The 12,425-nt window shown below is 37.6% G+C and carries 10 protein-coding genes; 3 read left to right on the forward strand and 7 right to left on the reverse strand.

Annotated features, from left to right (window positions below):
- Window positions 1-48: 48 nt before the first annotated feature.
- Both CEF18_RS12665 and CEF18_RS12670 read right to left on the reverse strand, forming a co-directional pair.
- Entirely contained in the window at window positions 49-393 is a 345-nt protein-coding gene (locus CEF18_RS12665) for a Spo0B domain-containing protein (protein WP_110936814.1), read from the reverse strand.
- Window positions 394-483: 90 nt separating this feature from the next.
- The gene (locus CEF18_RS12670; RefSeq protein WP_110936815.1) at window positions 484-1,608 is read right to left on the reverse strand and encodes a sensor histidine kinase; all 1,125 of its coding nucleotides are present in this window, start codon (window positions 1,606-1,608) and stop codon (window positions 484-486) included.
- Window positions 1,609-1,880: 272 nt separating this feature from the next.
- Between CEF18_RS12670 and CEF18_RS12675 the strand changes: the two genes are divergently transcribed.
- On the forward strand, window positions 1,881-2,828 hold the full coding sequence (locus tag CEF18_RS12675; RefSeq protein WP_110936816.1) for an agmatinase family protein: 948 nt from the start codon (window positions 1,881-1,883) through the stop codon (window positions 2,826-2,828).
- A gap of 67 nt (window positions 2,829-2,895) precedes the next feature.
- Here the strand turns inward: CEF18_RS12675 and hemY are convergent, their stop codons facing one another.
- The 4 genes from hemY to CEF18_RS12695 form a co-directional block, all read right to left on the reverse strand.
- Window positions 2,896-4,311, reverse strand: a complete 1,416-nt coding sequence (gene hemY, locus CEF18_RS12680) for a protoporphyrinogen oxidase (RefSeq protein ID WP_110936817.1) — start codon at window positions 4,309-4,311, stop codon at window positions 2,896-2,898.
- A complete protein-coding gene (hemH, locus tag CEF18_RS12685; RefSeq protein ID WP_110936818.1) occupies window positions 4,304-5,245 on the reverse strand; it encodes a ferrochelatase in 942 nt (313 codons plus the stop codon). Before hemH ends, hemY begins: the two co-directional genes overlap by 8 nt.
- Window positions 5,246-5,257: 12 nt before the next feature.
- Window positions 5,258-6,304, reverse strand: coding sequence for a uroporphyrinogen decarboxylase (hemE, locus tag CEF18_RS12690; protein WP_110937686.1), 1,047 nt, complete (start codon window positions 6,302-6,304; stop codon window positions 5,258-5,260).
- A gap of 575 nt (window positions 6,305-6,879) precedes the next feature.
- Window positions 6,880-9,036 (reverse strand): transglycosylase domain-containing protein, encoded by a 2,157-nt coding sequence (locus tag CEF18_RS12695; protein ID WP_310793552.1) that lies wholly within the window; start codon window positions 9,034-9,036, stop codon window positions 6,880-6,882.
- 405 nt (window positions 9,037-9,441) lie between these two features.
- On the opposite strand from CEF18_RS12695, the gene CEF18_RS12700 reads away from it, so the two are divergent.
- Window positions 9,442-10,185: a cytochrome c biogenesis CcdA family protein gene (locus CEF18_RS12700; RefSeq protein WP_110936819.1), complete on the forward strand. Its 744-nt coding sequence runs from the start codon at window positions 9,442-9,444 to the stop codon at window positions 10,183-10,185.
- 221 nt (window positions 10,186-10,406) lie between these two features.
- On the forward strand, window positions 10,407-11,585 hold the full coding sequence (locus CEF18_RS12705; protein ID WP_310793551.1) for a M20 family metallopeptidase: 1,179 nt from the start codon (window positions 10,407-10,409) through the stop codon (window positions 11,583-11,585).
- 69 nt (window positions 11,586-11,654) lie between these two features.
- Here the strand turns inward: CEF18_RS12705 and CEF18_RS12710 are convergent, their stop codons facing one another.
- A complete protein-coding gene (locus tag CEF18_RS12710) occupies window positions 11,655-12,401 on the reverse strand; it encodes an EcsC family protein (protein ID WP_110936820.1) in 747 nt (248 codons plus the stop codon).
- Between the last annotated feature and the right edge of the window lie 24 nt (window positions 12,402-12,425).

The following is a 12,425-nucleotide window of genomic DNA, read 5'->3' on the forward strand; positions in this document are numbered from 1 at the left end:
CTTATCTTACTGAGGGGCTCTATTTTTTTCAAAGTCGAAATTAACGCACTACAGGAATGCTGCATAGGTATCTAATAATTGAAATAACATCTCCAAAAAGGGATACACGGTATCTTCTACTTGAGACCAATCACTTTCATTGGTTATGACTTCAAAACTAATCCGGAACGAGTGATCTCCCCAATTAAATGTCAGTAGTTTTTCCGCAACTTTATCCATCTTCAAGTGGGATATATGACTTTCATTCTTTGCTTTATTGACTATGTCTTCCACCAGTTTTTCTACTTTATCAACTCGTCCCATTGATAAATATCCATTTATTAGTTGCAGGTGATTTAACCAATCGTGACGTGAATGACGTAAAAGATTTAAGACATTCCATTCTGTCGCCATATAAACACTCCTCAGAACATTTAACCATAACTTTTATCATATCACATTTGAGCCTATAAACGAACATAATTAACACTATTTATAAAATAGTTATTGCTTTGGGAATCTTAATTTAAATGCTGTCCATTTCCCTTCTGAATGGTATTCAATCGTTCCTTGATGCTTCTTCATAAGTTGCTTAGAAACAGTTAGCCCAAGTCCTTTTCCCATTTCCTTTGTCCCTACAAATGGCTCAAATATAGAATGTCTTATCACACTGGGGATCGGGGGACCATTGTTTGAAATCGTAATAATTAACGTATTAGATTTTTCCATAAGGCTTATGGCTAGTTTACGATCTTTTTCTTTTAATATTAGTGCATCATTAGCATTTTGTAATAACTTAAGTAATATCAGTTTTATTTGCTCTTCTATTCCTAAAACCATTAGATTAGAAGTGAAATTAATTTCCATCTTAATTTTGTTTTGCATTAAAATTGGTCGAAAAGAATGAATTGCTTCGTTAAGTAAGTCACTTAATGAAATGTGAGTATTTATAACATCTTGATGATTTTTTTCATTTGACAATAATAATATTTGATTTACTTCCCGTTCTAATTCTTGCATCTCACGATAAATATATTCGAAGTATCTCTTTTCCAGTTCCGGAGTATCCACTCGTTTCTCAAGAAGTTGAATAAACCCTTTAATAGACGTAAGCGGATTACGTATTTCATGAGCAAAACTAGTGGAAATTTGCGAAAGAATCTTCATTCTATCTTTCCTTAATTCCATTAATTCTATATTTTTAGAGTTTAATTCAATATTTTTTTCTTTAATTGTGTGTAAATATGTCTCCTTTTGTATTTCTAAAAAAAATTCATTTAATTTTGCTAATGCAAATGATTTCCCCTCAACATTACTTGGAGCATCTGAAATCCTATGCTCCACGATTAACCGGCAGTCTTCAAAAACATCCAAAATATTCGCAACGCTTAAATTTATTTCGATTCGGAATTCCTCTACTTTTCTGCCGAATCCTGAGTAGTTCAGCATTTTATCTGTTGTAATCTTAAAGATGAATGTTTTTAATAAACTAGAAATTTCATTATGTAAATCTAACTCTTGGGTGCTCGTCATCGGGATGTTATGAAACAACAGCATCATTTCATTAACTATGTCATTTTTATTTTTTCGTAAATGATTCACAATTTCCAGTTCAACTATTGTATTCATTTAATTTGCTCCTTTTTATTTCTGCCCCCATTAATTAGTATAAATCAGTATACTTAGAAAAGTTAAATAACTTTTTGACAAAGTTTTTAAAAATATGTTCATTATCGACGTTTATTATCAAATTTATCTTTTTTCCGCTATATAATTCATACCTGAGGAAGGTTTCGACAAATCAAACTAAATATAATTTTTGAATTTTTTGTCTAGTTCGTTTATCATTTGGGGATTAAGGGAACTTATAAATAGATATTTTACAAAAGGAGGAATTTTTCATGTCTTCATTCATTTATGGAAATACACCTTGTTTTTTAGGAGGGGAGAACTTAGTAGCCTTTCCGGAAAAAGAAAGTGAAGTAGATGTAACTGTATATGGTGTGCCTTGGGAAGGTGCTGTAACTTGGGGGGATTATACTGGCTGTGAACTGGGACCTAAAGTAATTCGGTTATGCTCAGGAAGATACAGTGGTTATTTACCTGAATTGAATCATCTTGATGTATTTGAACATCTCTCTATCGGCGACAAAGGAGACGTCCCTGTTACACCTGCTGAACCAGAGGATACGATGAAAAAAATTCAAGCTTTCTCTAAGGATATTTGGAGTACTGGAAAATTTCCCATTGCATTTGGGGGTGATCACGGAATTACATATCCAATTGTTAAAGGCCTTATAGAAGAATCCAATAAAAAAGTCGGGATTATTCATCTGGATGCACATTATGATAATAATGAACATTCGAATGGAGATCCATATGGCCGCGGTGCCCCTTTTGCAAGATTGTACGAGACAGAAGGTGTTGTGAATGAATCACTCGTACACTTAGGTATTCACGGTCCACGAAATAAGCCTGAAAATGGAAGGCTTGCTCAAAAAATGGGGGCTACTACTCTTACGATCGAAGATATTAGACAATCAGATCATATTAGAGATATCGCTAGAAAAGCCTATGACATAGCATCTAATAATACGGATGTCGTTTACTTGAGTATTTGTAGTGATGTATTGGATCATGCTTTTAATCCAGGCGGCCCAGTCGACGGTAATGGTCTAAATTCTCATGAGTTGTTAAGTATTGTCCACGAAGTTTGCAAATTAGGTGTTGTTGGCATGGATTTTGTAGAAGTATATCCTCAACAAGATGGAAACGACTTTAGTTCTCATTTCGCTTCCTTCATCGCCCTTTATGCATTAGCTGGAGAAATCGAACGTAAAAAAGCATAGCTAAACTAAGAATAATAGTAGAAAGCAGTCTCTTCAAGTATATTTGAAGAGACTGCTTTCTTATGTCTTATGAAGTTACAAGACGTTTAACAGCGGCTTTACCCTGATCCACACAATCAGGCAGGCCAATACCGTTATAACTGGCACCCACCAGGTCAATGCCTGGATAGGCTTCACTTAAACCTTGTCTGACTTTTTGAAGTTGTTCTAAATGACCTACCTCATACTGCGGCATTGCCTCTTTCCATCGTTTAATACGATAGAATAAGGGATCTCCTTCAATTTTCATAATATGGTCTAAGTCCTCTTTGACTTTTCCTAAAATTTCCTCATCTGTCATATTAACAATACTGTCATCTCCAGCCCTACCAACATACGCTCTTAACAATGCGTAACCTTCAGGTGCAGAATGTACCCACTTCTTGTGAGTCCAAGTGCAGGCAGTAATCGTATAACCTGACTTTTTTGAAACTACAAAACCAGTTCCATCAATATCTTTTTTTATTGCTTCTTTAGGGTAGGCCAAAGCTACGGTTGCCACGGAAGTTGAAGGGATGTCTCCAAGGTACTTCATGAACTTTTCCTGCTCAAAAAGCTTAAAAGCTTGTTGATGAGGAGTAGTGAGGATAATTCGATCTACTGTATCCTTCGTACCATCTTGAAACAGCAGTTCGTATTTATCTTCTAATTTATTCACTTCAAGTAATGCTTTATTTTTATGAACACTGCCACTGTCCAATCTTTCCTCAATCCGATCTACAAACGATTGCAAACCTCCTAGAAAGGTTAAAAACATTCCTTTTGGTTTACTACCTTTTTCATTTTTAGGGCGAGCTGTTTTAGTTTGATTTTGCGCTCGCTGTGTTTTCATTCCAATAATTAAACTACGATACTTGTTTTCCATTTGCTGAAATTGAGGAAAAGTTGCTTGCAAACTTAATTGATCAATATTGCCTGCATAGATTCCGGATAATAGAGGTTCAATTAAATGATCCACTACTTCATTACCTAATCTTTTACGAAAAAAATGCCCTAGTGACTCATCACCTTGGCCATTATTTGTTTTAGGCAATACCAAATCACATGCTGCCCTAGCCTTTCCCATAGGAGAAAATAATTTCGTTTTAGCAAATGGCATGATTTTTGTTGGAATTCCCATCACTGCACCTTCTGGCATAGGGTGTAATGTATGATGATGTAAAATAAATGAACCAGAATGGTTATCCACTAAATCCTCATTCATGTTTACATCTTTTGCAAATTCGGACATACTTGTTTTTCTAGCCAAAAAGGAATCCGGACCTTTCTCGATAACAAAACCATCTTGATAATCAGTCTGAATTCTGCCTCCTAGCCTCCCGCTTCCTTCGTAGAGAGCATATTCAGCATCAATGTTACCTTGCTTGATTTCTTTTTCTAAGTAAAATGCAGCGGCAAGACCTGTTATCCCACCGCCAATAATTGCAATTCGTTGCTTAGACATTATTCTTAACCTTGAACGTTTTCTGGATAACGGAAGCTAAAGCATCGATAAATTCAGGTTTTGAATTTGGCATTTCCGGCCGGTAGTATCCTGCACCAACCTCGTCAGTAACAACCTTACATTCATAATCGTTATCAAATAATACTTCCAGGTGGTCAGCAACAAATCCAACAGGGCAATACATATACGCCTCATAATTATGTTTTTCGTGTAATTCTCTCGTTAAGTCCTGCACATCTGGTCCAATCCAAGGATCAGGAGTGTTCCCTTCACTTTGCCAGCCAATTTCATATTCCTTCACTCCTGCTTTTTCAGCAATCAAAGCAGCTGTTTCTTTCAGTTGGTCTGGGTACGGATCTCCGTTCTGCAGTATTTTTTCAGGTAAACTATGCGCTGAAAAGATAACTACATGATTGCTGCGCTCTTTTTCCGTCATTGTTTCTCTTGTCTGTAGAATTTGATCCGCCCAATAATTAATAAAAGCCGACTCATCATACCAGCTTTCAACACTAGTAATAGAAGGACCTCCGATTAATTCAGATTCTTCCTTTGCACGACCGTTATAAGACTTCACACTAAACGTTGAATAGTGAGGTGCCAGCACAATACTAACCGCTTCCTCAATCCCATCTTTCTTCATTTGGTGAACCGCATCTTCAATAAAGGGATCGATGTGCTTTAAACCTTGATAAGCCTTGAATTCAAGGTCATCGTATCTTTTATTGAGCTCTGCTTCCAACTTGTTCATTTGTTCGTCTGTAATTCTAGCTAACGGTGAAATTCCCCCAATTGCTTCATATCTTTCTGTCAAATCATCTAATTGTTCTTGTGATGGTTTTCTCCCTCTGCGAATATGGGTGTAATACGATTCAATTTCGCCCATATTTCTTGGTGTACCATAAGCCATTACTAATAAACCAATTGTTTTTTTCAATTTTTATCATCCTCAACGATTAATTTGTAGTAACTTTTCTGTTGAATATTCGTGAACAAAAGCAGTCAGCCTTTTCAAAGTTGCAGGGTCTACTTCAGGGAATACACCGTGTCCAAGATTAAAAATATACCCTGGCTGCTTCATGCCTTGGTCCAAAATTTCTTTTGTTTTCTCTTCAATAACATTCCAGGGAGCCAATAACACAGAAGGATCCAAATTACCTTGCACTGTTTTTGTAATACCATCAGCTCTTGCTTCGTTAATTGGATATCGCCAGTCAAGGCCCACAACATCTAACGGAAGATCGTGCCAATCTAGAGAAAGATGTCTGGCACCTACACCAAACATAATTAGGGGAACACCTTCTCCTCTTAATTCAGTAAATATTTTCGTCATTATCGGCTTCACATAAGTTCGATAATCTTGCTGGTTTAAGGCTCCAACCCATGAATCAAATATTTGAATCGCTTGTGCACCAGCATTAATTTGCGCTTTTACATACCTAATTACCGCATCTCCAAGTTTGTCCATTAATAGATTCCATGTTTCAGACTGTGAGTACATCATTGCTTTCGTTTTATTGTAATTTTTAGATGGTCCGCCTTCAATCATGTAGCTCGCCAATGTAAAAGGAGCGCCACTAAAGCTAATTAGGGGTACATTCAATTGTGTTCTAAGCAATTTAATTGTTTCAAGTACAAAATCAACATCTTTTTCCGGTTCAAGCTGTCCTAATCTTTGTACATCTTTCAGCGAACTGAAAGGGTTTGAAATGACTGGACCAATGCCTTTTTCTATTTTTACATCTACGCCAATAGCCGGTAAAGGAGTCATAATATCCTTATATAAAATCGCAGCATCGTTATTATATTGGTCAACTGGTAATTTCGTTACGTACGCGCACGTTTCAGGACGATGAGTAATCTCTTCTAAACTATACTTTTTCTTTATTTCTCTATATTCCGGCTGGGATCTTCCCGCCTGTCTCATATACCATACTGGCACATGGCTCGTTTGCTCTTGCCTGCATGCTTTTAAAAACTGATCATTAAATTCCATCGTCAACCTTTACACCCCATGTCTAAAATTATGTTTGATTTTCTATCTTGCCATTACTTTCTCACTATGTAACATTATACTTAAATTATAATGGACAATACAATAATTGAGGATCCATGTCACTATTTTGAAAAAATTACGTTCACAATCTGATCACATTTTATAAGAAAAACGCGTAGCGTTTTTTATTAAAAGCAACGTTAGCTTCTGCCGCCATCTTTTAAGTAGCAAGGTGATCTTCCTTGTTACGTGCGGCTGAAGGTAGTTGCCTTCTGTCTACAAATCGAGTAGCCGTCTTTTATTAAATACAGCGTGATCTTTAAAGCCACCCCGAGTAGCACCTATGTAGTGCGTGTAGGTGCTACTCGAAAGGAGGGCGAACTTCCCTTGATGCGTGTGGCGTAAAGATAGCTGTCAACTTATACTTTTTGGCAAGAAAAACGCGTAGCGTTTTTTATTAAAAGCAACGTTAGCTTCTGCCGCCCCCAATAGCACCTATCAAATTCCTTCCTAGGTGCTATTCGAATTATCTAGTGATAAATGGCTTTCCGCGGGCAACGCTATACGCCCTTTTATTAAGAAGCGCTGTCTCGTGAAAATAATTGGAATTCTGCGTCTGCTTGATTAGATGCTTCACCTTCTCTGTCGATCTGTGGATTAAAAGGTACCACTACATAGGAGGAAGAAGAAAAAACGCCTGCTCCTTTTACGGTATAATCACTTTCTCCAACAACTTCATCTATAAGTTTACGATCATTCCCAACTACTTCATAAATCCGGTAATGCAAGCGATCATCCTGACTGGAAGACCACGACAGCTCTACCCGGCCACCCGTAAATCCAATTTTTAAATTTGCAGATAAATCATCAATATCAACAAATTGGATCGGACCTTCTAAATCCTCTACCCCATCCGGTACCTCAAAAGCTAGATTTGTTTCAGAGGAATCAGGGTACATTTCCTGCAGTACAGTTTTAAATGCGATTGTAGTAACATCGCTGGATGCGGTCATATAGTTTTCTTCATCATCAGTATCGAGCCCCATCCAAATAGCACCTGAGACGTCTGGTGTATACCCTGCAAACCATATATCTCGTGATGCACCTTCTACAGATTCAAGAGAAGTCGTTCCAGTCTTCCCCGCTAGAGCCCCATTAAATTGACCCGAAGTTCCTGTGCCTTCTTGGATTACTGCTTCCAACATACGTGTCATATCCCAGGCTGTTTTAGGAGAGTAAACTTCTGCTTCTTCGATAACCACTTCGGCCACCATTTCATCATTTCTATCATAAATTTTATCAATTAAATAAGGTTCAGAGTATACGCCATTATTTGCTAAAGTCCTATACAAGGAGGCTATTGTCAATGGTGAAACTCCTTGGTCCAAACCTCCCAATGCCATTCCTAATCCATCGTCATCCAACAAAAGATGTTGTTTTTCTAAATATGATTTTGAGATACCAATCCCCAATTGGTCCAACGCCCAAACAGCGGGTAGATTAACTGAATCTTTTATAGCATCGTACAATGTTATTTCTCCTGTGTATTGTCCACTAATATTTTGAGGCTCATACCCATCAAAATTTATTTGCTCATCCTTTAGAAGTGAGTACGGATTAAAAAGTCCTTCTTCCATTGCTGGTGCATAAACCGCTATTGGTTTGAAAACCGATCCAGGAGCACGAAGAGCTTGATCGGCCCGATTAAACCCTTTTCGAACATAATCCCGACCCCCTTGCACAGCAATAACTGCTCCTGTGTCATTATCTAGTAAAACCATACTTCCCTGGACATTCGAACCAGGAAACGTTTCATCCTTTTGGAATTGTTCGTAAAGCACTTCTTGCGCCACTTTATCCATTTCAACGACTATTGTGTACCCACCTTTCAGTATTTCTGCTTCACTAATTTGGTGGTCTTCCTCAGCTTCCTGCAAAACCATATCTATATAAGATAAATAAGCCTGATTTTCCGTGATCTTCGTTTGATCTGTAGGAATCGTTTTTCCTTGCAACCTAACAGTTTCTTCCGCTGATAACTTCCCTCTCAGTTCCATCGTTCGCAACACTAAATCCCTACGCTCCTTGCTTCTTTCAGGATCCAAAAAAGGAGAATAGTGACTTGGTGCTTTGATTAACGATGCTAAAAGGGCACCTTCTTCAATAGAAATGTCTTTTACATCCTTATCAAAATATAGCTTGGAAGCCGCTTGAACTCCATGGGCTCCATGACCAAAATATATTCGGTTTAAATACATTTCCAAAATGTCGTCCTTTGAATATCTTTGTTCCAAATTAACCGCAATCAGAACTTCCTTTGTTTTTCTTAACCAGGATTTCTCATTTGTTAAAAACGCATTTTTTGCCAATTGTTGAGTAATTGTGCTCGCGCCCTCTGCTTTTGATTGCGTAATAACGTCCCGGTATAATGCGCGGGCAATCGCACGAATATCTATACCAGTATGCTCATAAAAGCGGTGATCTTCAATCGAAATAAAAGCATCTTTTACATGATTCGGGATGTCCTCAAGATCTACAATTTCACGGTTCTCAACAAACAGTCTAGTAATCTCATTTCCATCTCGATCAACTATTTTTGTTGACTCATTTAACACTAAATCTTTTTCATCTATGGCATAATTACCGAATAGTATTATTACAAAATATACAGCTAATCCTACTGTGAATAACGAAACTATAAAGAATAAAATAGACATGATTTTCTTTTTCAACGATCTTTCACCTCCACTTCAAAGTATTATACTCCACGAAATAAGAAAAACGCAAAGCGACTTTTGTTAAATACATCGTTATCTTTCGCCACCCCCGAGTAGCACCTACGTAGTGCGTGTAGGTGCTACTCGATAGGAAGATGGGTTTCCTTGACACGCGTGGCGTAAAGATAGTTGTCTACTTATACATTCTTTTTAAACATGACGAATCTTCTTAGTTAAAAAAGATAAGTGTCAAAAAAGGTTTCAAACAGAAAAAAATGACATTTAAGTGAAAAAGATTCTAATCTCGTCCCATTTCATGTATATTGTAATGGGTATTTTTTTTCTTGACACTGTTATCATTCAGTGTTGATTATTCTATATAATTCATAAATAGTGCCTTTTTCTAAAGGAGGTTAAGGTATGGTATTTTCAAGTATTTTCATTATAAACGAAGTGTCATTTTTATCGCTTGTGATTTCTCTTTTTGCTGGCGTCGTGTCATTTCTATCGCCTTGTGTATTTCCACTCGTCCCGGCGTATATTGCTCAGTTAACTGGAAGTGGCATTTCAGAAAACCAAATAGCCGCCGATAAGCGTCTTATTTTCACGAGAAGCATTGGATTTATCGCAGGTTTCACTTCTATATTTTTAGTTTTAGGCGCTTCTTCCTCTTTTATTGGATCATTTTTCCTTAAAAATTCTGCATTATTAGAACAATTAGGTGGAATTATTATTGTTCTATTTGGTCTTCAATTGAACGGAATTTTTAGTTTGAATTTCTTAATGCGTGAAAAAAGATTCAGAGGACCGGCCAAATCGGCCAGCTTTGGAAGATCTGTTCTATTCGGTCTTGTTTTTGCTGCTGGATGGTCGCCTTGCATTGGCCTTGTGCTCGGTTCTATTTTAACACTCGCTGCCGATACTGGAACTTATGGAGCAATGTTGCTACTGTTTGCATATTCTATTGGTATAGGCATCCCGTTTTTACTTGTTGCCATGCTCTATTCAAAATCAATAAATAAAATTAAAAACCTTAATAAGTTCCTGCCTATTATTCAAAAATCGAGTGGAGTAATTATGATTGTGTTAGGAATCATGCTATTTACGGGACTTTTCGCTAGAGTAGCTGCTTATCTCTCGCAATATATTCCGTTTAGTATTTAACTCCTCAGGCAAAAAAATTAATACATGAATTAAAGCGAAGGCATTGGAAAAGTACTCATCTACTTTTTTCAATGCCTTCCTTTGCCAATGGCTTTTCGAAAAACTCGTGAAACATAGGGCGCGAAAGTTCACGCTGTATTTAATAAAAGACGGCTATGCCGTTTTTCTTATCGAAAAATGTTATGATTAACCTCTAGAGAGTTGAATAGGGAGTGAGTACATTGAATAATAAATTGCATGAAAAATTAGCAAGTTATTTTGATGAAATGGTCCAGATTAGACGCTATTTGCATCAGCACCCTGAATTATCATTTGAGGAAGTCGAGACACCTAAATATATTGCAACATATCATAAAGAGCTGGGTCATGAAGTAAGAGAAAATGTAGGAGGTCGCGGAGTAGTTGCGAAGCTTCACGGAGCAAAACCTGGTCCAACTGTTGCATTACGGGCAGATTTTGATGCACTGCCAATTCAAGATGAAAAAGATGTTCCTTACAAATCTCTTGTTCCTGGCGTAATGCACGCATGTGGGCACGATGGTCACACATCATTACTGTTAGTTTTAGCGAAAGTTCTTAATGAAATAAAAGAGGAACTAAGTGGTACCGTGGTTTTTATTCATCAATTTGCGGAAGAACATGCTCCTGGTGGGGCAAAACCAATGATCGAAGACGGTTGCCTAGATGGAGTAGACGTTATCTATGGCACTCATTTATGGGCTACGATTCCTTTAGGACAAATTGAATACACAGAAGGCCCAATAATGGCTGCGGCAGATCATTTTACGGTAACTGTTCAAGGTAAAGGTGGTCACGGTGCACAGCCGCATCACACGAAAGATTCCATTCTAATTGGCTCGCAAATTGTCCAGTCGTTGCAACATATTGTGAGTAGAAGAGTAGATCCAATGGATTCCGCGGTCATTAGCATTGGTGCATTTGATGCAGTGAACGCCTATAATGTTATTGCCGATACTGCAAGGTTAGAGGGGACTGTAAGGACCTTCAGCCAAGACATTCAACAACAGATCCAAAAAGATATGAACGAAGTAATTCAAGGTGTAGTTGCTAGCTATGGTGCCACTGTCAAATTTGATTATTCTTATGGTTATCCAGCCGTTATCAATCATAAAGAACAAGCACAAATTGTTCAGCAAGTGGCGAGCCAAACACCGGAAATTACAGAAGTGGTGCATTCCAGACCTCAAATGGGAGGAGAAGATTTTAGTTATTACCTCCAAAATGTAAAAGGTGCTTTCTTTTTTACCGGAGCTGAAAATCCAAGTTGGGAAACCACGTATCCTCATCACCATCCGCACTTCGATATTGATGAACGTTCAATGCTTCATGGGGCTAACTTATTGGGAAACCTAGTATTAAAAACTTTTGAAAATGCATAGAACATTCGTTAAGGCGAAAGATCCCTCTTGAAAGTTATTCAAGAGGGATCTTTTCTGTTTTGCTTATACTTACTGTAAGACTTTTGTTTGATAAATTTCTCGATGCCTGTAGCTGTTTTTAGCGTGGTAAGCCAGCATGTCTAAATAATGATAGTTAGCTGTCGCCCCAACGATCGCCCCAAATCCCGGAATAAGCTGCAACGTTTTCGGCAAATCAATAAAGTCTCTGTATTCTAATTGAAAGGATTTCCAGTCAATTTCTTCAAGGCTCGGATTTGGATTCACCCATGACTCTTTCGTCTCTTGCCAATGGGTTACTTTCTCGAAAGCCTCGACTCTTCGTTGTTCTTTCGAGAAAGCTAACTGGAATACATGAAGTAAAAATAAACGCTCACTTATATTTTCTACATCATGTCCATAAATCTTTGCCGTATCGAAAAGGAATTTCATTTTTATATTTAAAAGTAACGGAAAGTCGGCTATTCCCAGAAAAATCCCACCAAAACCAGTACCCGCACCTTCTAATGCTGCCGTTCTTTTGTACGTTTTAATTTTTTCATCAAGTACTTTCTCGCGTTCTGTTAAAGATATGTCGGTTAATATAGGCTGACCAGATAAATAATCACTGCTTGCTATCGTCGCTCTAATCATTTGTTTGACACCTTCTGTAACAACACGATGCAGTTTATCCGGCAGTTTGTTATTGATTTTATTTTGCCATCGCTTGCTTACTTTTTCGGGCATCGATAACGTGCGTAAACTCCTGTATTCCCACCGTTCCAGTTCCCGTTCGAGTTTTTTTAACTCTTCCGTCATTAGTACAGCTCCTTCCTCTTACTT

It is taken from the genome of Salipaludibacillus neizhouensis, assembly GCF_002886185.1.
GTDB lineage: Bacteria > Bacillota > Bacilli > Bacillales > Salisediminibacteriaceae > Salipaludibacillus > Salipaludibacillus neizhouensis.

Excerpts from the sequence above, each read along its gene's own strand:
- CEF18_RS12665 (WP_110936814.1), bottom strand. The coding sequence starts at position 393 with ATGGCGACAGAATGGAATGTCTTAAATCTTTTACGTCATTCACGTCAC.
- CEF18_RS12670 (WP_110936815.1), bottom strand. The coding sequence starts at position 1,608 with ATGAATACAATAGTTGAACTGGAAATTGTGAATCATTTACGAAAAAAT.
- CEF18_RS12675 (WP_110936816.1), top strand. The coding sequence starts at position 1,881 with ATGTCTTCATTCATTTATGGAAATACACCTTGTTTTTTAGGAGGGGAG.
- hemY (WP_110936817.1), bottom strand. The coding sequence starts at position 4,311 with ATGTCTAAGCAACGAATTGCAATTATTGGCGGTGGGATAACAGGTCTT.
- hemE (WP_110937686.1), bottom strand. The coding sequence starts at position 6,304 with ATGGAATTTAATGATCAGTTTTTAAAAGCATGCAGGCAAGAGCAAACG.
- CEF18_RS12700 (WP_110936819.1), top strand. The coding sequence starts at position 9,442 with ATGGTATTTTCAAGTATTTTCATTATAAACGAAGTGTCATTTTTATCG.
- CEF18_RS12710 (WP_110936820.1), bottom strand. The coding sequence starts at position 12,401 with ATGACGGAAGAGTTAAAAAAACTCGAACGGGAACTGGAACGGTGGGAA.